We start from the raw sequence: 22,040 nt of genomic DNA on the forward strand, positions 1-22,040 counted from the left end.
ATGCCATCCGGGATGGGTATTACTCGTTTATTTTTGGATGTTGCTGCACCAGGCGCGCACGTTTTTCCTGCAACTGCGCGATCTCTTCATCGATATCTTCGATTTTCTGCTCAATATTATCGTGATGTTCCTGCAAGATTTCCCGCGCTTCCTGCAGATCCGACGCCGCCGGGGTCGCCCCTTTCAGCGGTAGGTTAGCCGTCTCTTTCATCGTCAGGCCAGTAATCAGGCCAACCACCGCAACCACCATCAAGTAATAGGCAGGCATCAGCAGGTTGGCTGAGCTTTCCACCAGCCAGGCTGCCAGCGTCGGCGTCAGACCGGCAATCAGGATAGAGATGTTAAACGCGCTCGCCAGCGCACTGTAACGAATATGCGTCGGGAACATCGCAGGCAGCGTCGAGGCCATTACGCCGGTAAAGCAGTTCAGCACCACCGCCAGCATCAGCAGGCCCGCGAAAATCAGGCCAATAACGTTGCTGTTAATCATAATGAAGGCCGGGATCGCCAGTACAAACAGCGCAATGCTGCCGAGAATGACAAACGGACGGCGGCCGAAGCGGTCGCTCAACAGCCCCATTACTGGCTGCACAAACAACATACCAATCATGATGGCAATGATGATCAGCACGCCGTGGTCTTCGGAATAGTGCAGGTTATGCGACAGGTAGCTTGGCATGTAGGTCAGCAGCATGTAGTAGGTCACGTTGGTGGAAATCACCAGACCAATACAGGCCAGCAGGCTGCGCCAGTGTTTAGTTGCAATCTCTTTAAACGAGACTTTCGGCCCATCCTGCAATCCCTGGCGATCGCCCTGCTCCAGTTTGTCGACGTGCTGCTGGAATGCCGGGGTCTCTTCCAGCGCATGGCGCAGATAGAGACCAATTAACCCCAGCGGCAGCGCCAGGAAGAACGGGATACGCCAGCCCCAGTCGAGGAAGTTATCCTCACCGACAATGGTAGAAAGCAGAACGACTACGCCCGCGCCGAGTACAAAACCGGCGATGGAACCGAAGTCCAGCCAGCTACCCATAAAGCCGCGTTTTCGGTCCGGCGAGTATTCGGCGACAAAGATCGATGCGCCGGTATATTCGCCGCCCACCGAGAAGCCCTGCGCCATCTTACACAGCAGCAGTAAAATCGGTGCCCAGATACCAATGGTGGCATACGATGGAATCAGACCAATACAGAAGGTACTGACGGACATGATCACTATCGTTATCGCGAGGATTTTTTGTCGGCCGTATTTATCGCCCAACATGCCGAAGAACAGGCCGCCTAACGGACGAATCAGGAACGGAACCGAGAAGGTCCCGAGCGCGGCAATCATCTGCACGCTGGGGTTTGCATCGGGGAAGAACACCTTACCAAGGGCGTAGGCCACAAAGCCGTAAACGCCAAAATCGAACCACTCCATGGCGTTACCCAACGATGCGGCGGTAATCGCTTTACGCAATTTGCCATCATCGATAATGGTCACATCACGCAAGGTGATGGGTTTAATTTTTTTCCTTTTTAGCATGCATCTATTCCTCTTTAGACTTTCGCCCTGAACCGCCCGGCGAACTCTCCCTGCCGGGCGTTTTAACTGGCTTTTCAGCCTTCCTGTTCAAGCGTAGCAGGTTTACTTACACGGACTGTTTAAAGCCTGTACAACCGAACCTGTTGACGCCTGCTGGGCAGTGGATGACCTTTTTACCCTAACAGGGTTTAAAAATGTGATCAAATTCACATAGTTTTACCACGCAATAATCCTCCTCACAGTTTTAACGCTTTTTCTCTCTTCTGGAATAAGAAACATCTAATGCATTACAGGCTAAAAATACGCCGGTAATCACCGTCGTGATTATTACCTTCCTTGACATCTTCTCCATATATTTCTTCACAACTCATTTACAGCAAAAATAAATAAACGAACCTCAGATTATCTTTACGCAAAATATGTGATCGGCGTAACTAAAACATTGTTTCATTCTTATTGAATAGATATTCCATTGATCGGATGATAACGACATAAACCCGCAGAATGGCGCAACACAACGTCTTTTGAAGCGGCGACCAGCGGCAATCGATAGCGAATGCCCTGCCTGAGAAATTCTTTAATGGATTGAAATTACGAACTTTTAATTTTTAGCTTTCCTCGTTCATGGTGAATGACGAGCAGTGAGGATTTATTATGAAAATCAAGGCCACGATAGAACGCATTCCTGGCGGGATGATGCTGGTTCCGCTGCTGTTAGGGGCAATTTTGAATACGCTGGCACCGGATACCGGCGCTTATTTCGGTTCATTCACTAAAGGGATGATTACCGGCACGGTACCCATCCTTGCCGTGTGGTTTTTCTGTATCGGCGCATCCATTGATTTACGCGCTACCGGTACTGTTTTACGTAAATCAGGCACGCTGGTACTCACCAAAATCGCTGTCGCCTGGGTCGTGGCAATGATTGCCGCATCGTTTATTCCGGACACCGGCATCCAGACCGGATTCTTCGCCGGGCTTTCCGTGCTGGCGCTGGTATCCGCCATGGATATGACCAACGGCGGTCTGTACGCGAGCCTGATGAACCAGTATGGCAGCAAAGAGGAGTCTGGTGCATTTGTGTTGATGTCGCTGGAATCCGGCCCGCTGATGACCATGGTGATCCTCGGCTCCGCCGGTCTGGCCTCGTTTGAACCGCACCACTTTGTCGGCGCCGTGCTGCCATTCCTGATTGGTTTCGCGCTGGGTAACCTTGATCATGATTTGCGCGCTTTCTTCAGTAAAGCAACGCCAGTGCTGATCCCGTTCTTCGGCTTCGCGCTGGGTAACACCATCAACCTGAGCGTTATCATGCAAACTGGCCTGCTGGGCATCTTCCTCGGCGTCGCGGTGATTATCATCACCGGTATTCCGTTGATCATCGCCGACCGTGTGATTGGTGGCGGTAACGGAACAGCAGGTGTCGCAGCCTCATCTGCGGCGGGCGCGGCGGTGGCAAACCCGGTGATTATCGCGCAAATTAACCCGGCGTTCGAACCGGTTGCCGCATCCGCAACCGCGCTGGTCGCCGCGAGTGTAATCGTGACGGCCATTCTGGTGCCGATTATCACCGCGCTGTATGCGAAACGCTTCGGTGATGTACCGCAAGCGAAAGAGGCAGCAGAGAACCCCGTCGAGTCGACAGGACACTAAAAGTGCTCGATCAAAAAAGCCCCGTCAGGGGCCTTTTTGTTGCCAGTAGAAAACCGCATCCACCGCGCGCGATCAGCAACAGATGGTGGCTCAGGCATGCACTCGCGCATGACGGGGAAGAAAATGCACTTTACGGGTTTTGCCCGGCCCTTTCACCATTAACCCGTGCCGCCTTTATAGATAGAAGGCGGAGGTTAACGCGCGGGAAAGCGGTCTACTCACCAAACACTTCGTCGACCATCGCCGTCGCGATGCGTGTCGCGGAACAGAGCCGTGGCATGCCGAGCGCCACCGTTTGCCAGCTCTGGGTGACAGACCAGCAGATCGGATGGCGTTCAGCATCACACCAGTCGCCAAGCCAGCCGAGTAAATCTTTGTAGTCCATCAATCCTGGCGTTGAAGGTGTCGCCAGCCATTGGTGATAGAAATGTCGGGTCGCCGGAGAAGCATTAATCCCCTGCGCCAGAAAATCGGCAGCCATCGCACGCAGATTATCTTTCAGCATTTTCGCCACGCCTTCATTCGCCAGGCGACAGGCATCACCAAACGCCCCCCAGCGCAACTCTTCCAGCGAGATATAGCAGCGCCCGGCCATCGACCAGCCGTTGTAATTCCCGGCGCGCCAGTGGGCAAAAACTTGTTCGCTATGGTTCCCCGCCTGGACGGCCAGCCCGCGTTGGGTCAGCGCTTTCTCTTTCCACGCCGCACGTTGGCTAAAATGGTCAACCAGCTCGTCATATTGCTGCTGCGCGCCAGGCGTCGCGTTGGCAGGACGACGCTCTGCTTGTTGCAACGCCGCCAGCCGCTCGGTAATGCGGGTTAATGCCAGATACCCTGGGTCAAGCATGCTGGCCAGTTTTTCCGCCAGCCCCAGACGCAGCGCGTCGTTCTCATTTAATACGCCAGACATCGCCCACGGGCGCAGCTGCGTTTGCGCCATGATCTCCTGCGTCAGCCGCTCACGAAACAACTGCTGTTGAGGCACAATCGGCGTCTGGCGCGGCGCATCAACGCCCTGCACCAAATCCACGATAAATTTCGGGTGAATACACTCAAGTACGCGCCCCGGGCCGTCCAGTAGTCGATTTTTCATGGTAGATCTGCCGCGAAGAGGGTTTGTATATCATCGCGTAACAGGCGTGCGTCCTCATGGATCCAATTGGCTGTCCTGATGCTCTGCTGCAACTGCTGGCGCAACGCCAACACTGACGACTCGTTCTGCTGTCGTATCGCCAGGCTGTCACGCAAACTTTCCTGTAGTCCCGCGAGACTTAACGAGAACTCGGCAAAAAATGTCGCCATTCCCGCCGTAACAGAAACATCGACCTGCGCGCTCAAAGCTTTACGAATTTGTTCACAAAAATGAGCAACATGGTCGATGAGTTTCTTATTTAACGCCGTAAGGTCGATCACATAGCGGGTACGCGTGGCGACATAATCGTCCCACCCCCAACTGGGGTTATTGAGCCAGCGAGACACGGTTTCCCGCATGCTGCCAGCGCGCGGTGCCTGCCCGGCCGGCAAGTCTTGCGGCGCTATCACATTGGTAAACAGCGAACGAGCGTTAAAGTTGAGCGCACTCGCCTGGAACGCCGGGAAACTGATACGGGCGCGAAAACCGGCGTGCGTGAGTTCCTCTTTAATGCGTGTTTCGATGGGGCGCATCGCATCGTTCAACGAGCGCGCCAGTGTATTTTCCAGCTCGTCGAAACGTTGTGCCAGCTCACGGCTGATGCGCTCCTGCGCCGCGACTAAAATCGTCTCGCACACCGAACGAATTTTACTAAGTGCGACCTGCGCCTGGCCTTCATTTTCCAGCACCAGTTGCCCCGGCGCGAAATGTTCATCGAAACGCAGGTCGGCATGGCTGTCTCTGACCATTGTCATTAACTGACCATCATGGAACCAGGCATCAATGGCTTCGACAATTTCAAATTGTTGGCCATGAATATAGATTTCGGCTGCAGCGAGCGCCTCTTCCACTTCGTGTTCAATTTCATCGCTAACACCTTCCTGGCAGCTACGCAGCAGCGCCATGTCCTCTTCCAGCCGGGAAATGTTTTGCTCCAGCTTTTCATAGGCCACAGTTAATCCCTGATAGCGAAAATCAAGGTACTCGCGGGCGCTTTGGGTGTAGTTCAGCAGCTTATGCGACGCCGAACGCAGCGCATAAAGCGAGGCGTTCGCGTGCGCGGCATGCAGCAGTGTGCGAATCGGTTTTTCAAACAGCGAATCTTCCCACAGCAGATCGGCGGCGTGGCGGATATGCTCAATATCCTCTAAATCGGCGTGGCGCCAGCGGCGTCCGAGCGCGGCTTCGGCGAAGTCCTGCACCCAGCGCTGCTCTTGCGGATCCGGCAAACCCCCCTGGTGCTGCAACTCGTGGCGGGCACGGTTCGCCAGGTAACCCCACATTGAAGAAACGGGGAAAATCTGTGTCGGGTTAATGTTTCCTTTCATTAACGTACCGGAAATCAGCGCCTTCACCTGATCTTCATCGTCGCTGTTGCGATCTTTTTGATCGAATTTATTCACCAGCGCATACAACGGCACCGAACGGCCGACCGAGGAGATCGCGCGGCGTACTTCCTCATCAGAGATGGATTTAAGCTGTGTGTAGTCCATCACCGCCAGCACCGCCGAAGCGCGCGCCAGCTGCTCGTTGAGCATTTTTTGCAGATGTGGCTGCCCGGCTTCATTCGGCCCGGGGGTATCCAGCAGCGTCAGTTGGCCCAGTTGATTATCGAGCCCGGCCAGATGCACAAACTCCACCTCAATCACCGGAATGTGTTCAATCGCCGCATACGCGGAAAACGGAAAGTCCACATCCAGCGCTTTGGAGAGACGCACCAGATCATTGAGGCTTTTCAGGCAGTGGAAGATCGGCTGAGCACCCAGATAGTGCTTATCAAAAGCATCGCCTTGCGCAATACGATCCAGCAGCGCGGCCATGTCTTTATCGATTTCAATTTTTTGCGCCAGTTTTTCACGGTTGTAATTAAAAAGCCGCGTCTGAAGCTGTTGCGCAAGCGCGTCGATAGGCCCGACGTGAGAAAAGTGCAGCACCGGCTCTTTTTGACCAGGCGTATGGCGAATAAGAGTTGGCAGCGCGGTCATCGGCCGGTTGCGGTTGGGCAGCACTTCCGTGCCAACAATCGCGTTGATGGTGGTCGACTTTCCTGCCTTCATGGTACCGACAATCGCCAGTACCATTTCCAGCCGGGTAATTTTCCGTAATTCGTTATGCAGCGTCGCCTGCTGCGCTTCAACGCCGCGCGCGCTGAAATGCAACGGCAAAACATTGGCGTTTTCCGCCTTACCAGTAGCGTTCGACTCATCAAACGTCGCTGTCGGTATTTTTTTTAAAGCCTGGAGATTGTGCAAGGAAAGTTGCAACAATCTTTCTGCTTCCTGGCTTAATTCAAAAATTGTTTGTGTGTGCATGTTAAAAGTCTTTCCTTAACGCAAATTTTCTTACTTTTATTTAGCCGGAATGTTTTATTAGTGAAGTTTCGGCTTTTATAATTACGTGTGGAAAATATCTTCGAAAAGATAAACACCTGATGATACTCAGGAAAATATATAATTTGTTTCTCAAAAAATGACAGCAGCACAACTCCGGTGATAAAAACCAGAGAGTTTGAGCTTAGCTCATTTTCAAGAACAGCCAGGATATATCATCATTTATTTACCCACCCAATTTGAGAGGTAATAACCACCATTGCTGGTAGCGTAGCAGGCATGACAGTTCGGGTTCGAATTACACCAGATACTACACGCCACCTTATCTGAATTAGTAAATGCTGGCAATTTCCACCAGAAAATAATCTAAATAACTGGCATAAGCATTTACTCATTATGTTTCTGGGATAAGCATCGCTTAAGCGAATGACAGGTGATGTCACTACTATCACTTTTTTATGTTTTTTCTGAAAAAAATAATAACAACGGCAACTGTACGGTTTTGCTGTATAATCGCAGCCTTTCTGGCGCTGAGCCTTTGTGCGGTTTACCCCGCTCTGTATGTACTTTTGAGGAACTCCCTATGCAACTCCCCCACTGCCCTAAATGTAATTCCGAATACACCTATGAAGATAATGGCATGTTCATTTGCCCGGAATGCGCTCACGAGTGGAACGATGCGGAACCTGCTCACGATGCAGATGAATTAATCGTCAAAGATGCTAATGGCAATCTTTTAGCCGATGGTGATAGCGTCACCGTAATTAAAGACTTGAAAGTAAAAGGCAGTTCTTCAATGTTGAAGATCGGCACCAAGGTAAAAAATATTCGTCTGGTCGAAGGCGATCATAATATCGATTGTAAAATCGACGGTTTCGGTCCAATGAAACTCAAATCTGAATTTGTTAAAAAGAATTGATGTTTTGGCGGGGAGTTTTGTCTTCCCGCCTGGTTTACTTTTTCCCGCAACCGCTACACTTAATGGCAGATTTCGTTACCCGAGGTAATGATTATGCCGCTCAGTCCCTACATCTCTTTTTCTGGTCAGTGCCAGCAGGCCATCGAGTTTTACCAGCAGGCACTTCATGCTGAATTAACCTATAAGATTACATTTGGTGAAATGCCCAAATCCCCGCAGGAGAGCAATAACGATGAAGGCTGTGCCGCTGGACAGGCTTTTGCCGATAATGATATTGCCCATGCGAATTTACGCATTGCCGGTAGCGAAATAATGATGAGCGACGGCAGGCAAAATAGCGGGGATTACAGCGGTTTTACCTTAAGCCTCGCCACACAGGATGTAGGCCAGGGCAAAGCCTGGTTCGACGCACTTGCCGCCGACGGGCGCGTCACTATGCCGTGGCAGGAGACGTTTTGGGCGCACGGCTTTGGCATGGTGACCGATAAATTCGGCATTCCCTGGATGGTGAATGTCGCCAAAGCACCACCCGCCGCGTAATCTCTTCAATGAAAAAGGAGCCAATGGCTCCTTTTTCATTTTTTACATCGCCACACAGCTTTTCCTGTTTGCCAAGATTCATCCCCGCGCAATCACCGCATAACCAAAATGCAACATTTGCACTTCACGATAAGACCACTTTTTACCTGGCCCGCGGAGCTACAATGAGCATGCACTTGTCCAGACATCCGACCAGCTACCCCACGCGCTATCAGGAAATTGCCGCAAGGTTAGAGCAGGAACTGCGCAGCAACTATCGCTGCGGCGACTGGCTGCCCGCAGAACAGCAACTGGCTACGCGTTTTGAGGTTAATCGCCACACGCTGCGCCGCGCGATCGATCAACTGGTGGAAAAAGGCTGGGTACAGCGCCGCCAGGGCGTGGGCGTAATGGTGCTGATGCGCCCGTTCGATTACCCCCTTAATGCGCAGGCGCGCTTTAGCCAAAACCTGCTCGATCAGGGCAGCCATCCCACCAGCGAACGTCTGCTGGCGGTGCTGCGCCCGGCGTCTCAACACGTCGCCGATGCGCTAGGCATCCTGGAGGGCGACAACGTGATTCACCTACGCACTCGCCGCCGGGTGAATGGCGTGGCGCTGTGTCTTATCGATCACTACTTCTCCGACCTGCAGTTATGGCCGCTGCTGCAACAGTTTGATAGCGGTTCGCTGCACGACTTTTTACGTGAACAGGCCGGTATCAGCCTGAAGCGTACCCAGACGCGCATCAGCGCCCGTCGCGCACAAGTTAAAGAGAGCCGCTGGCTGGAAATCCCGAACATGGCGCCGCTGCTCTGCGTACGCACCCTTAACCATCGTGAAGGCGAGGTCAACGCCACGGAATACTCCGTCAGCCTGACGCGCGCCGACATGATTGAATTCACCATGGAGCACTGAATGCATTTTGATACGCCAACCCGACAGCGCTGGATGGCCGCACTCGCGCATTCCACGCCGGAGATGCTGCGCGGCCGAATGCGCACGCTCGGACTCGCCCCGGAATATGAACAGGTGCGCGCCCCGCAGACAGGCCTGGTGCAGATCCAGGCACGCATGGGCGCGACCGGCGAGCGTTTCTTTCCGGGTGACGCCACATTAACACGCGCCGTTATTCGCCTTGAATGCGGCACGCTCGGTTTTAGCTGGGTGCTCGGGCGCGATAAAGGCCACGCCGAACGCTGCGCCGTGTGTGATGCGCTATTACAGAACCCGTCCTATTTCCAGACGTTAATGGAAACCCTTATTACCCCGCTGGAAGCGGACCGCGCCGCGCGACTGACTGCGCGCCAGGCCGAAGTCAACGCCAGCCGGGTCGACTTCTTTACGCTGGTTCGCGGAGATAACGCATGACCTTACAACCCGCTTTCGCGTCGGCGGTTCACGATGCCCAACACTGTTTTCGCCGTCTGTTAAAAGCCATGAGCGAGCCGGGCGTGATTGTCTCGCTGCCGCAGTTAAAACATGGCTGGCCGCCGCTCACCCCGGCCACCACCAGCGTGTTGCTGACACTTGCCGATAACGACACGCCAATTTGGCTTTCTGCCGCCGTGGATAACGACATCGTGCGTCAGAACCTGCGCTTTCACACCAACGCGCCGCTGGTCGATCAACCGCAACAGTCGCTGTTCGCCATTGCCGACAGCACCCTGAGTGCCGAACAACTGAACGCGCTGCCGGGCGGCACCGATATCAGCCCGGAAAGCAGCGCGACTCTGATTTTACAGCTTCCGGCACTGAGCGGCGGGCGCATGCTGCGCCTGACCGGGCCGGGCATTCTGGAAGAACGCATGATTGCCCCGCAGTTGCCGGAGTGCATTACCGATGAGTTTACCGACCGCCCGCACTCGTTCCCGACAGGCATCGACGTGATCCTGACCTGTGGCGAACGCGCGCTGGCAATACCGAGAACCACGCTGGTGGAGGTGTACTGATGTACGTTGCTGTCAAGGGGGGCGAAAAGGCCATCGCCGCTGCCCACGCGCTGCAGGAGCATAAACGCCGTGGCGACGCGGAGCTTTCGGAGCTGAGCGTTGCACAAATCGCCGACCAGTTGCATCTGGCGGTCGACCGCGTGATGACCGAAGGCGGCATTGCCGATCGGGAACTGGCGGCGCTGGCGTTAAAACAGGCGAGCGGCGATAACGTCGAAGCCATCTTTCTGCTGCGCGCTTACCGCACCACGCTGCCGCGTCTGGCCGTGAGCGAACCCATTGACAGCGCGAAAATGCGTTTAGAACGCCGCATCTCGGCGGTTTATAAAGATATTCCCGGCGGCCAGGTGCTTGGTCCTACTTACGATTATACCCACCGCCTGCTCGATTTTACCCTGCTCGCCGAAGGCGAAACGCCGACGCTCACCACGCGTGAAGCGCAGCAGGACGCCGCCCCGCACGTGTTCAGTTTGCTGGTCAATGAAGGGCTGGCAAAAGCCGAAGAAGATAGCGGCGCAATCCCGGACGACATTACCCGTAATCCCCCGGTTTTCCCCTGTTCACGCTCCTCACGTTTGCAGCAACTGGCGCGCGGCGATGAGGGTTACTTGCTGGCGCTCGCCTACTCCACTCAGCGCGGCTACGGGCGCAATCACCCGTTTGCCGGAGAGATCCGCAGCGGGTATATCGATGTGGAAATTGTGCCAGAAGAGCTGGGTTTTGCGGTCAACATCGGCGAACTGCTGATAACCGAGTGCGAAATGGTCAATGGCTTTGTCGCTCCGCATGATGAGCCACCACACTTTACTCGCGGCTACGGGCTGGTGTTCGGCATGAGCGAACGCAAAGCGATGGCGATGGCGCTGGTCGACCGCGCCCTGCAAGCCGCCGACTACGGCGAGCCGATCAAAAGCCCAGCGCAGGACGAAGAGTTTGTGCTGGCGCACGCGGATAACGTCGAAGCAGCGGGTTTTGTCTCACACCTGAAACTCCCCCACTACGTTGATTTCCAGGCCGAACTGGATTTGCTCAGACAGCTGCAACAGGAGAGACGCCGTGGCTAACGCGCTGACCGGTTACAACTTTGCTTTTCTTGACGAGCAAACCAAACGCATGATCCGCCGCGCGCTGCTGAAAGCAGTGGCGATCCCCGGTTACCAGGTGCCGTTTGGCGGGCGCGAAATGCCAATGCCTTATGGCTGGGGCACTGGCGGCATTCAGCTTACCGCCAGCGTGATCGGCGAAGATGACGTGCTGAAAGTGATCGACCAGGGCGCGGATGACACCACCAACGCTGTCTCTATCCGCCAGTTTTTTACCCGTGTTACAGGAGTGGAAACCACCGAGCGCACCGCCGACGCCACGTTGATTCAGACCCGTCACCGCATTCCCGAAACGCCGCTCAAAGAAGATCAGATTTTGATTTATCAGGTGCCGATCCCCGAACCACTGCGCTTTATCGAGCCGCGCGAGACAGAAACCCGCACCATGCATGCGCTGGAAGAGTACGGCGTCATGCAGGTGAAGCTGTACGAGGACATTGCCCGTTTTGGCAATTTCACCACCCGCTATGCATGGCCGGTCAAAGTGAACGCGCGTTACGTGATGGACCCATCGCCCATCCCGGCGTTCGATAACCCGAAAATGCACATGATGCCCGCCCTGCAACTCTTTGGCGCCGGGCGTGAAAAACGCATCTACGCCGTGCCACCCTACACGCAGGTGGTGAGCCTCGATTTTGAGGATTACCCCTTCGCGCCGCAAAAGTGGGATCAGCCGTGCGCCATTTGCGGTTCAACCCACAGCTATCTCGATGAAGTGGTGCTGGATGATACCGGCACGCGCATGTTCGTCTGCTCCGACACCGATTTCTGCCGCCAACAGAGCGAGGCTTTACGCAAATGACCCAACCGCTGCTTTCGGTGAATCACCTTTCTCATCTTTATGCGCCAGGCAAGGGCTTTCAGGATGTCTCTTTCGAGTTGTGGCCGGGCGAAGTGCTGGGCATTGTCGGCGAATCTGGCTCTGGCAAAACCACGCTGCTGAATGCCATTTCGGCGCGTCTGGTGCCACAGCACGGCACCATCACTTACCAGGCGCGCGATCTCTACGCGATGAGCGAAGCCGAACGCCGTCGCTTGCTGCGCACCGAATGGGGCGTGGTTCATCAGCATCCGCTGGATGGTCTGCGCCGCCAGGTTTCCGCCGGCGGAAATATCGGCGAACGCCTGATGGCGACCGGGGCGCGACATTACGGCGATATCCGTGACCGCGCTGAGCAGTGGCTCAGCGATGTCGAAATCCCGCCCGCGCGCATTGACGACCTGCCGACCACCTTTTCCGGCGGCATGCAGCAGCGTCTGCAAATCGCCCGTAACCTGGTCACTCGCCCGAAACTGGTGTTTATGGATGAGCCCACCGGCGGGCTGGATGTTTCCGTCCAGGCGCGTTTGCTCGACCTGCTGCGCGGCCTGGTGGTAGAGATGAACCTTGCTGTAGTGATGGTGACCCATGATTTGGGCGTTGCGCGGCTACTGGCGAACCGCTTACTGGTGATGAAACAAGGTCAGGTGGTGGAAAGTGGGTTAACCGATCGGGTGCTCGACGATCCGCACCACCCCTACACCCAATTACTGGTCTCCTCGGTATTGCAAAATTAAGGAGTGGATGATGACTGTTTTGCGTGTGGAAAATGTCAGCAAGACCTTTGTTCTGCATCACCAAAACGGCGTGCGCCTGCCGGTACTGCGCGAAACATCGCTCAGCGTTGAGGCCGGGGAATGTGTGGTGTTGCATGGCCATTCCGGCAGTGGGAAATCGACCCTGCTGCGTTCGCTGTACGCCAACTACCTGCCCGACGCCGGACATATTCATGTCAAACATGGCGATGAATGGGTGGATTTAGTGCAGGCGCCAGCGCGTAAAGTACTGGAAGTGCGCCGTCATACCATTGGCTGGGTCAGCCAGTTTTTACGCGTTATTCCCCGTGTTAGCGCGCTGGATGTGGTGATGCAACCGCTGCTGGAACAGGGCATTGCCCGCGAACAGTGCGCGCAAAAAGCGGGTGAACTGCTCACCCGGCTGAATGTGCCGGAACGCTTGTGGCACCTCGCTCCTGCGACCTTTTCCGGCGGTGAGCAGCAGCGCGTCAATATCGCGCGCGGGTTTATTGTCGACTACCCGATTTTGCTGCTCGATGAACCTACCGCTTCGCTGGATGAGAAAAACAGCGCCGCTGTCGTTGAACTGATCGCGCAGGCGAAAGCGCGCGGCGCAGCGATTGTCGGCATCTTTCACGATGGCGCAGTCCGCGAACATGTCGCCGACCGCCTCTACCCGATGGGGATCTCCGCATGATAATCAACAATGTAAAACTGATCCTCGAAGATGAGGTAATCAGCGGCTCGCTGGAAGTTCGTGACGGTGTGATTCGTGCGTTTGCCGAAACCCAAAGCCGCCAGCCCGGCGCGCATGATGGCGACGGCGGCTGGCTGATGCCGGGGCTGATTGAGCTGCATACGGATAACCTGGATAAATTCTTCACCCCGCGCCCGAAAGTGGACTGGCCCGCCCACTCCGCGATGAGCAGCCATGACGCGCTGATGGTCGCCAGCGGGATTACGACGGTGCTGGACGCGGTAGCAATTGGCGATGTGCGCGACGGCGGCGACCGGCTGGAGAATCTGGAAAAGATGATCAATGCCGTGGAGGATTCGCAAAAGCGCGGGTTGAACCGCGCGGAGCACCGCCTGCACTTGCGCTGTGAACTGCCGCACCACACCACGCTGCCGCTGTTTGAAAAACTGGTGGGCCGCGAGCCGGTCGCGCTGGTGTCGCTGATGGATCATTCGCCAGGACAGCGCCAGTACGCCAGCTATGAGAAGTATCGTGAATATTATCAGGGCAAATATCACCTCACCGATGAGCAGATGGATCAGTTCGAGCAGGAGCAACTGGCGCTCGCCGCGCAGTGGTCGCAGCCCAACCGGTTAGCCATCGCCGCGCTATGCAATGCGCGTAATCTGCCGCTTGCCAGCCACGATGACGCTACACGCGAGCACGTTGTCGAATCGCACCAGTTGGGCAGCGTGATTGCGGAATTCCCGACCACCTTCGCGGCGGCGGAAGCCTCGCGTGATCATGGATTAAGCGTGCTGATGGGTGCGCCCAATATCGTGCGCGGCGGTTCCCATTCCGGTAACGTGGCGGCACATAAACTGGCGCAGCTTGGCATGCTGGATATTTTGTCGTCCGACTACTACCCCGCCAGCCTGCTGGATGCGGTGTTCCGCGTAGCCAGCGATGAAGAGAATGATTTCAGCCTGGAGAAAGCGGTTCACCTGGTGACCAAAAACCCGGCGCAGGCGCTGAATCTTAACGATCGCGGCGTGATCGCCGAAGGGAAGCGGGCGGATCTGGTGCTGGCACACCACAAAGGCGACCACGTACGCATTGATCATGTCTGGCGCGAGGGGAAAAGGGTGTTCTGATGGGCAGACTGATCTGGTTAATGGGGCCGTCCGGCGCGGGCAAAGACTCGCTGCTGGCGGCGCTGCGCCAGCGGGAACACCCGCAATTACTGGTCGCGCACCGCTACATTACTCGCCCGGCCAGTGCCGGGAGCGAAAACCATATCGCATTGAGCGAAAAAGAGTTTTTCACCCGCGCCGAGCAGCATCTGTTTACGCTGAGCTGGCATGCCAACGACTTTTATTACGGCATTGGCGCAGAGATAGACCTCTGGCTCAACGCCGGGTTTGATGTGGTGGTAAACGGTTCGCGCGGGCATCTGCAGCAGGCGCAAACGCAATATGGTGACACGCTGATGCCAGTCTACGTGCAGGTTTCGCCAGCCATTTTGCGCCAGCGCCTGGAAAAACGCGGGCGAGAAAGCGCTACAGAGATTGAAGCGCGGCTGGAACGTGCGGCGCGTTACCAGCCAGGCAATTGCCTGACGCTGAATAACGATGGCAGTTTGCTACAGTCAGTAGAAGGACTGGTCATGCTGATTCGTGCGCAACAAGGGAAAAGCGCGTAATGATGTCGGCGTAGCGTTGCTGCGCCGGTTACGTTGACTCAACCGTTAAAGCGAGGCGCTATGAGCCTGACAATCACCCTTACCGGCACCGGCGGTGCACAACTGGTGCCGGTTTTTGGTTGCGACTGCGCAGCCTGCCGCCGCGCCCGACAGAATGAAACTTATCGCCGCAAACCCTGTAGTGCCGTCGTGAAGTTTAACGACGCCGTGACATTGCTTGACGCCGGTATCCCCGATCTGATGAATAACTTCCCCGCTGGTCACTTTCAGCAGTTCCTGCTTACTCACTATCACATGGATCATGTGCAAGGGCTGTTTCCGTTGCGCTGGGGCGTAGGCGAGAAAATCCCGGTCTATGGCCCGCCGGATGAACAAGGTTGCGACGATCTGTTTAAGCACCCCGGCCTGCTCGATTTCAGCCATACCGTTGAACCATTTGTGGTGTTTGATCTGCAAGGTTTACAGGTAACACCCCTGCCACTGAACCATTCGAAACTCACCTTTGGCTATTTGTTCGAATCGGCGCACAGCCGGGTGGCATGGCTGTCGGATACTGCGGGATTACCGGACAAGACGTTAAAGTTTCTGCTCAATAATCATCCGCACGTTGTGTTCATAGATTGTTCTTATGAACCGCGTGCGCAAACGCCGAAAAATCACTGCGATTTGAACACCGTTATCGCCCTGAATGAGGTGATTGGCTGCCCAAGAGTTATCCTAACGCATATCAGTCATGTCTTTGATCAATGGATGATGAAAAACCCGCTGCCGACGGGGTTTGAAGCAGGGTATGATGGCATGCGGATTGTGCTGGATTAGACCGCATAATATGGATATATTCATCGCATCAATTCCGGTGGAAGCGGAAATAAGCAAACGCAGCCTGTAAAGAGGTCGTTTGAGGGATTAAGCGTACAGACTCGCAGCAAAAACAAAAAAGTTGTTGCGCATAACGCAACGGGGTCTTACTTACCCGCGTGTGATCAGGCAGTTATTAGCACATCGCGGCTTTGAAGAGTATTGAGCTTGCCATGAATGTGCTTTTTATTTGTAGCCGAAACCAGTGGCGCAGCCCCACGGCTGAGCAGGTATTTCGTCGCTACCCAGGGCTAAATGCCCGTTCCGCTGGCACACAACGCCAGGCGAGAAAAACCGTCTCCCCCGCCATTCTCTCCTGGGCGGATGTTATTTGCGTCATGGAAGAGCATCACAAAAGCCGGATTCTGGAAGACTTCAGCCGCCTGGTGCAGCATAAACCGGTTTACGTGCTGGATATTCCTGACCATTACCACTTTATGGACCCGCAACTGGTCGCGTTGCTGGAAGATGTTGTTCCGGCGCGTTTAGGTTTGCGCATCCCTGCGTAGCCGCGTTAGCGATAATAATCGTCGTCTTCCAGCCTGCGCTGTTCATCTTCCAGCTGGCGCCGCTCGCGATCGAGCTGGCGCTGGCGGTCATCCAGTTGACGCCGTCGGTCCTCAAGCTGCTGATAACGATCGTCGTACTGCCTGCGCTGGTCGCGGCTTTGGTAGTCATCATCGTGCCTGTCATCGCGGCTATCCGTGTTATACGCTTCGCCAATCGCCCGCTGGATATTACCAATCGCATCATCAATCATATCCGCGTGGGCAACCTGACCACTGAGTAAGAGAGCGCCGAGCACCAGCGCGTTCGCGTAACGTTTCATAAAGGCCAGCCTCAAATAGGGACGAGGCTTACGTTAATTCAGCCACGCGCGCGCCGGGTAGCGGAGGAATCTCAAATCCACTACGCCGCAATGCGCCGCAGCGCCTGGGCGAGCTGTACGCGGGTAAACGGTTTGCGCAGCAGCTCGACATCCGGCAGCGCAGGGTTATGCGCCGGGCGCAAATCCTGGCCGCTTATCAGCAACAGCGGCAATTGCGGATAGTGCTGACGCGCAAGATTAATCACTTCCGCCCCGCTTAGCGCACCGGGCAACATCAGGTCGCTAATCAGCGCGCCAATCTCCGGCGACGCGCTCAGCAGTTGTAACGCCTGCTCGCCGCTTTCGGCCTCCAGCGTTAAATACCCCAACTCATGCAACTGTTCACACAAGGTCTGGCGAACATCCGCTTCATCTTCCAGTACCAGAATCAGCGTGTCGCGGGTATCACGCGTTTGCGCCATATCCGGCTCGGAGTGAGTGACTACCTGCACCGCCGCGCGTGGCAGTTGTAAACGCACCGTGGTGCCCTGCCCTGGCGCGCTTTCAATCTCAACCCGCCCGCCGGACTGGCGAACAAAACCGTAAACCATCGACAGCCCTAGCCCGCTACCACTGCCGGTCTGCTTGGTGGTGAAGAACGGTTCAAACACCTGCGCTTTGACCTCTTGCGACATCCCGCAGCCGTGATCCACCACCTCCAGCGCCACCATATCCTGCTTGCGTCCGTCAGTGCGAGTGACTCGCTGGTTCCAGGTGCGCACTTTGATAACGCCGCTCTGCCCTTCCATGGCATCGCGGGCGTTCATTACCAGATTGATGATGGCGTTTTCCAGTTGCCCGACATCGATCCACGCAGGCCACGCCGGGTTCTGCGCCTCTATTTCCAGCGTCAACGTCGCAGGCAGGGAATGGCGCATCAGCTCGCCGAGGTTTTCCAGCAGCGGCTGCATCTCTACTGCGTGCGGGTGCAGTGACTGTTTACGCGAAAATGCCAGCAAGCGCTGCGTGAGTAACGCCCCGCGCTCGGCGGCTTTCAGCGCCCGCGAAATGCGCGGCGCATCCGGTGAATCAGGCGAGACCAGTTCGAGGCTGCCGATAATCACCGCCAGCAGGTTGTTAAAGTCATGCGCCAGCCCGCCGGTCAGTTGCCCGACCGCTTTCATCTTCTGACTGTGCAACAATTCAGCTTCCAGCCCCTTCCGCTCGGTTCGGTCCAGCACCACGTTAACCATTCCACGCCCCGGCACCGGGCTGAAGCGCAGCTCAATGGTGCGGTCATCTGCCAGCCGCAATTCTTGCGGTTTTGGCAGAGGTCGGGCGAGATTCTCCTGCACATGACCGGGTAAATCACTCACCTGGTGCAGCAAATGCTGGTAATGCTGGCCGCGCTGAAGCGCATCGGCGGTTAACCCCAGCAGCAGCGGATATTGCGGGTTCCACACCACCAGACAACCCTGATTATCAAACAGGGCAAAGCCGTCGCGCATGGCGTGAAAAGTGGTTTCCAGTTGCGTACTTTTCTCTTTCAGTAGCTTTGAGGTGTGCTCCAGCGAGGCGGTGTTACGGGCAAAAACGTTAAACGCCCGCGCCAGCTCGCCCAGCTCATCCCGCCGCTGCAAACCCGGTACGGAAACGTCCTTTTCACCGTGCGCCAGCCGCGACATCGCGCGCGAAATCGCAGTCAAATTAGACCCTAAGTTACGGTAGATATACCACCCGGCAAAGCCGGTGATCACCAGCGCCAGCAGAGCGAAAACGCTGATAAACGCAATGATGGAGCGCATCTCCTGGTGGCTCTGGATGGTGCGCAGCTCAGAGGCGTTCGCCACTTCCGAGACATACTGGTTAATGTCACTGTTGAGCAGCGCCACCAGCGCTTTGATATGAAACATTGACCAGCTGATCGCCAGATCGCTCTCTTCCAGTTGCAGCGACAGCGGCTCCAGTTTGCGCAACTCAGCGCTGAAATCAGGCAGGATAAACGCCACCGTTGGGCTGGCGCTTTGCAGCGGTAATGTTGCCATCACCTCCGATAACTGCTTGATGGTCGGGCGCGGAGAAGGCGTTTGAATGGCGGCGATGATAAGCCGGTCCATCTCTTCCAGCAGGCGGCTGTCGGGGATCTTTCCCCCTTCCCGTGCATTTATCTCCTGTAAATGACGCAGGTAACTTTGGCTTTGATAGAGCGAACTAAGCAACGCATTACGCTCCAGATGGCGGCGCTGCCCGCGTTGCAGCATCTCAGTAACGCTTTGCTGCAACTCATGGCTACGCCGCGTGATCTGCGCCACCAGTTGCGGCTCCAGTTGCGCAAGCGGCGCGTTCGCCAGTTGGGTAAGCGAGTGTTGCAGCGCACTTTGCGTCGCTTTCAGCCGCTCGGCTTCGCCTTTGTATTCCAGCGCGCCGACCACCTGCGACAAACGCACCGCCGCCGTGGCAACGCTTGCGGTATCGCGCGCCAGGTTCATGCTGCCGGTCATATCGTCCAGCGTCTGCTGCTGCACCTGTTCCTGAATCTGGCTGGCATGGCGAAAGCCGAGCACGGCGACGCCGCACACCATTAAGGTCACTGCCACTACGAGCACATTAAAAAACAGCAGCCGCCCACGGGCGCTGGAAAAGAACGGGTTCGCGCGATACGGCATAGTGGCTCCACAAGAGGCTCAACGCGGTGATGTGGCGTCACTATGACAAATATGAACAGCTTCTGACATTGTGCATTTACGAACGTGTGATGAAGTGCGGATATCGTCCTTCCGAGGAGCCTGACATGAGCACAACGCCCGTTCTGGAGATGCGCAACATTGCCAAAGCGTTTGGCAAGTTTTACGCGCTCAAAGGGGTGGACCTGACGGTCTGGCCCGGCGAGATCCACGCGCTGATGGGGGAAAACGGCGCGGGCAAAAGTACATTAATGAAAATCCTTGCCGGGGCGTACAGCGCCACCAGCGGCGAGATCCTGATTGACGGCCAGCCCTATACCATAAAAGGCCCGAAAGACGCGCTGGCGGCGGGCATCACCTTGATTTACCAGGAGATGCAGCTCGCGCCCAATCTTACCGTCGCCGAAAACATTTTTCTCGGCAGCGAAATCGCCCGTGGCGGGCTGGTGCAGCGCAAAGAGATGGCCGCGCAAGCCCAGGCGGTGATCGATCGCCTTGGCGCCAATTTCAAAGCCACCGACCGGGTGATGACATTAACCATCGCCGAACAACAGCAGGTGGAGATCGCCCGCGCATTGCATCGCAACAGCCGCATTCTGGTGATGGATGAACCCACCGCTGCCCTCTCCTCGCGTGAAACTCACCGCCTGTTCGAGCTGATCCTGCGCCTGCGCGATCAAGGTATGGCGATTATCTACATCAGCCACCGCATGGCGGAAGTATATGAGCTTTCCGATCGCGTCAGCGTGCTGCGCGACGGGCAATACGTCGGCAGCCTGACCCGCGACAAACTGAACGCCTCCGAGCTGGTACGCATGATGGTCGGGCGACCGCTCAGCGATCTGTTTAACAAAGAGCGCGATATTCCGCTCGGCAGCCCGCGTCTGAGCATTCACCACCTGACCGATAACGAAAAGATCCAGCCGGTCAGTTTGCATGTCCGCGCCGGGGAGATCGTCGGTCTCGCCGGGCTGGTTGGCGCAGGACGATCGGAACTGGCGCAGCTGATCTTCGGCGTGCGCAAAGCCACCGGCGGCATGATCGAAGTGGATGGCGAGCCGGTGGTGATCCACTCCCCGCGCGCCGCCATCGATTTGGGCATTGGCTTTTTGACCGAAAACCGCAAAGAGCAAGGACTGTTTCTCGAACTGGCGGCGCAGGAGAACATCACCATGGCGACGCTTGAGCGCGACGCCGCCTGGGGAATGCTCGATCGCAAGAAAGCGCAATCTATCTCCGATGATGCCATTAAGCTGCTCAACATCCGCGTACCGCACGCGCAAGTCCGGGCGGGCGGGCTTTCCGGCGGCAACCAACAAAAACTGCTGATCTCGCGCTGGGTGGCGATTGGCCCGCGTATTTTGATCCTCGATGAGCCAACGCGCGGTGTCGATGTCGGCGCGAAAAGCGAGATCTACCGGATCATGAACCAGATGGCGCGCAAAGGCGTGGCGATCCTGATGATCTCCAGTGAGCTACCGGAAGTGGTCGGCATGAGCGATCGCGTATACGTGATGCGCGAAGGCGAGATTGCCGGAGAGTTACTCAACGGCGACATCACCCAGGAAAACATCATGACGCTGGCGACCGGCGTTAACGAATCCCTACACCCGGCGGTACACCATGACTGATTCCAAAGAAAATACAGCCACCGAGGTCGCCAAATCGGCCTCCGCCAAAAAAATGTTAATGGGCGATCTGATGCAAACGGTCGGCATATTGCCGATTTTGATCCTCATCGTCGCCGTGTTTGGCTTTATCGCGCCGAACTTCTTTACCGAAAGCAATTTGCTGAATATCACCCGCCAGGCGTCGATCAACATCGTGCTGGCGGCGGGGATGACCTTCATCATTCTGACCGGCGGCATCGACCTGTCTGTTGGTTCGATTCTTGGCACCACGGCGGTGGCGGCCATGGTGGTGTCATTGATACCGGAACTCGCCATGCTGTCGGTGCCGGCGGCGCTGATGCTTGGCCTGGTGCTGGGGTTATTTAACGGTGCGTTGGTGGCCTTTGCCGGATTACCGCCGTTTATTGTCACGCTCGGCACTTACACCGCGCTGCGCGGTGCGGCCTATCTGCTGGCTGACGGCACTACGGTGATCAACTCCGACATCAGTTTTGAATGGATCGGCAATAACTACCTCGGCCCGGTGCCGTGGCTGGTGGTGATCGCGCTGGCGGTGATTGCGGTGTGCTGGTTCATTCTGCGCCGCACCACGCTTGGCGTTCATATTTACGCGGTGGGCGGCAATATGCAGGCCGCACGCCTGACCGGCATCAAAGTGTGGCTGGTTTTACTGTTCGTCTATGGCATGAGCGGATTGCTCTCTGGCCTTGGTGGGGTGATGAGCGCCTCGCGCTTGTACAGCGCCAACGGCAACCTCGGCATGGGCTATGAGCTGGACGCCATCGCGGCGGTGATCCTCGGCGGCACCAGCTTTGTCGGCGGGATTGGCACCATCACCGGCACGCTGGTGGGGGCGCTGATTATCGCCACCTTAAACAACGGGATGACGCTGATGGGCGTCTCCTACTTCTGGCAATTGGTGATCAAAGGGGCGGTGATCATCATAGCGGTGCTGATCGACAAATACCGTACCCGGCATCATCAGGCAGCATAAC

At 56.1% G+C, this 22,040-nt stretch carries 21 protein-coding genes; 16 read left to right on the forward strand and 5 right to left on the reverse strand.

Going from position 1 to position 22,040, the window contains the following annotated elements:
* Positions 1-19 precede the first annotated feature (19 nt).
* Positions 20-1,522, reverse strand: coding sequence for a glycine betaine/L-proline transporter ProP (gene proP, locus C813_RS44050; protein ID WP_017459524.1), 1,503 nt, complete (start codon positions 1,520-1,522; stop codon positions 20-22).
* A gap of 654 nt (positions 1,523-2,176) precedes the next feature.
* On the opposite strand from proP, the gene kdgT reads away from it, so the two are divergent.
* On the forward strand, positions 2,177-3,175 hold the full coding sequence (gene kdgT, locus C813_RS44055) for a 2-keto-3-deoxygluconate transporter (protein WP_017459523.1): 999 nt from the start codon (positions 2,177-2,179) through the stop codon (positions 3,173-3,175).
* Between the two features lie 214 nt (positions 3,176-3,389).
* On the opposite strand, the gene C813_RS44060 is transcribed toward kdgT, so the two are convergent.
* Together C813_RS44060 and crfC are read right to left on the reverse strand one after the other, a co-directional pair.
* Entirely contained in the window at positions 3,390-4,268 is an 879-nt protein-coding gene (locus C813_RS44060; RefSeq protein WP_017459522.1) for a diguanylate cyclase regulator RdcB family protein, read from the reverse strand.
* A complete protein-coding gene (crfC, locus tag C813_RS44065) occupies positions 4,265-6,619 on the reverse strand; it encodes a clamp-binding protein CrfC (protein ID WP_017459521.1) in 2,355 nt (784 codons plus the stop codon). The genes C813_RS44060 and crfC overlap by 4 nt, the downstream gene beginning before the upstream one ends.
* Before the next feature lie 601 nt (positions 6,620-7,220).
* On the opposite strand from crfC, the gene C813_RS44070 reads away from it, so the two are divergent.
* From C813_RS44070 to C813_RS44130, 13 genes are all read left to right on the forward strand, one after another.
* On the forward strand, positions 7,221-7,556 hold the full coding sequence (locus C813_RS44070) for a zinc ribbon domain-containing protein YjdM (RefSeq protein ID WP_017459520.1): 336 nt from the start codon (positions 7,221-7,223) through the stop codon (positions 7,554-7,556).
* Positions 7,557-7,649: 93 nt separating this feature from the next.
* A complete protein-coding gene (yjdN, locus tag C813_RS44075) occupies positions 7,650-8,096 on the forward strand; it encodes a VOC family metalloprotein YjdN (protein ID WP_017459519.1) in 447 nt (148 codons plus the stop codon).
* Positions 8,097-8,266: 170 nt separating this feature from the next.
* Positions 8,267-8,992: a phosphonate metabolism transcriptional regulator PhnF gene (phnF, locus tag C813_RS44080; RefSeq protein ID WP_025263754.1), complete on the forward strand. Its 726-nt coding sequence runs from the start codon at positions 8,267-8,269 to the stop codon at positions 8,990-8,992.
* The gene (phnG, locus tag C813_RS44085) at positions 8,993-9,445 is read left to right on the forward strand and encodes a phosphonate C-P lyase system protein PhnG (RefSeq protein WP_017459517.1); all 453 of its coding nucleotides are present in this window, start codon (positions 8,993-8,995) and stop codon (positions 9,443-9,445) included. It abuts the gene before it with no gap.
* Positions 9,442-10,026 carry a phosphonate C-P lyase system protein PhnH gene (phnH, locus tag C813_RS44090; protein WP_017459516.1) on the forward strand — a complete coding sequence of 195 codons (585 nt, stop codon included), beginning with the start codon at positions 9,442-9,444 and terminating at the stop codon, positions 10,024-10,026. The genes phnG and phnH overlap by 4 nt, the downstream gene beginning before the upstream one ends.
* Positions 10,026-11,090, forward strand: a complete 1,065-nt coding sequence (locus C813_RS44095; protein WP_017459515.1) for a carbon-phosphorus lyase complex subunit PhnI — start codon at positions 10,026-10,028, stop codon at positions 11,088-11,090. The genes phnH and C813_RS44095 overlap by 1 nt, the downstream gene beginning before the upstream one ends.
* Entirely contained in the window at positions 11,083-11,931 is an 849-nt protein-coding gene (locus tag C813_RS44100; RefSeq protein WP_017459514.1) for an alpha-D-ribose 1-methylphosphonate 5-phosphate C-P-lyase PhnJ, read from the forward strand. Before C813_RS44095 ends, C813_RS44100 begins: the two co-directional genes overlap by 8 nt.
* Positions 11,928-12,686 (forward strand): phosphonate C-P lyase system protein PhnK, encoded by a 759-nt coding sequence (phnK, locus tag C813_RS44105; RefSeq protein ID WP_017459513.1) that lies wholly within the window; start codon positions 11,928-11,930, stop codon positions 12,684-12,686. Before C813_RS44100 ends, phnK begins: the two co-directional genes overlap by 4 nt.
* A 10-nt stretch (positions 12,687-12,696) precedes the next feature.
* The gene (gene phnL, locus C813_RS44110) at positions 12,697-13,383 is read left to right on the forward strand and encodes a phosphonate C-P lyase system protein PhnL (protein WP_017459512.1); all 687 of its coding nucleotides are present in this window, start codon (positions 12,697-12,699) and stop codon (positions 13,381-13,383) included.
* Positions 13,380-14,516, forward strand: coding sequence for an alpha-D-ribose 1-methylphosphonate 5-triphosphate diphosphatase (phnM, locus tag C813_RS44115; protein ID WP_017459511.1), 1,137 nt, complete (start codon positions 13,380-13,382; stop codon positions 14,514-14,516). Before phnL ends, phnM begins: the two co-directional genes overlap by 4 nt.
* On the forward strand, positions 14,513-15,064 hold the full coding sequence (phnN, locus tag C813_RS44120; RefSeq protein ID WP_025263755.1) for a ribose 1,5-bisphosphokinase: 552 nt from the start codon (positions 14,513-14,515) through the stop codon (positions 15,062-15,064). The genes phnM and phnN overlap by 4 nt, the downstream gene beginning before the upstream one ends.
* Before the next feature lie 60 nt (positions 15,065-15,124).
* On the forward strand, positions 15,125-15,883 hold the full coding sequence (gene phnP, locus C813_RS44125) for a phosphonate metabolism protein PhnP (protein ID WP_017459509.1): 759 nt from the start codon (positions 15,125-15,127) through the stop codon (positions 15,881-15,883).
* A 212-nt stretch (positions 15,884-16,095) separates the two neighbouring features.
* A complete protein-coding gene (locus C813_RS44130) occupies positions 16,096-16,431 on the forward strand; it encodes a low molecular weight protein tyrosine phosphatase family protein (RefSeq protein ID WP_017459508.1) in 336 nt (111 codons plus the stop codon).
* 5 nt (positions 16,432-16,436) lie between these two features.
* On the opposite strand, the gene yjdP is transcribed toward C813_RS44130, so the two are convergent.
* Complete coding sequence (gene yjdP, locus C813_RS44135; RefSeq protein WP_017459507.1) at positions 16,437-16,751, reverse strand: DDRRRQL repeat protein YjdP; 315 nt, start codon at positions 16,749-16,751, stop codon at positions 16,437-16,439.
* Between the two features lie 80 nt (positions 16,752-16,831).
* Positions 16,832-19,396, reverse strand: a complete 2,565-nt coding sequence (locus C813_RS44140) for an ATP-binding protein (protein ID WP_017459506.1) — start codon at positions 19,394-19,396, stop codon at positions 16,832-16,834.
* A gap of 125 nt (positions 19,397-19,521) precedes the next feature.
* Between C813_RS44140 and C813_RS44145 the strand changes: the two genes are divergently transcribed.
* Positions 19,522-21,045, forward strand: coding sequence for a sugar ABC transporter ATP-binding protein (locus C813_RS44145; protein WP_017459505.1), 1,524 nt, complete (start codon positions 19,522-19,524; stop codon positions 21,043-21,045).
* A complete protein-coding gene (locus tag C813_RS44150; protein ID WP_017459504.1) occupies positions 21,038-22,039 on the forward strand; it encodes an ABC transporter permease subunit in 1,002 nt (333 codons plus the stop codon). The genes C813_RS44145 and C813_RS44150 overlap by 8 nt, the downstream gene beginning before the upstream one ends.
* Position 22,040: the final 1 nt, after the last annotated feature.

Origin of the sequence: Kosakonia sacchari SP1, from assembly GCF_000300455.3 — a bacterium.
Classification (GTDB): domain Bacteria; phylum Pseudomonadota; class Gammaproteobacteria; order Enterobacterales; family Enterobacteriaceae; genus Kosakonia; species Kosakonia sacchari.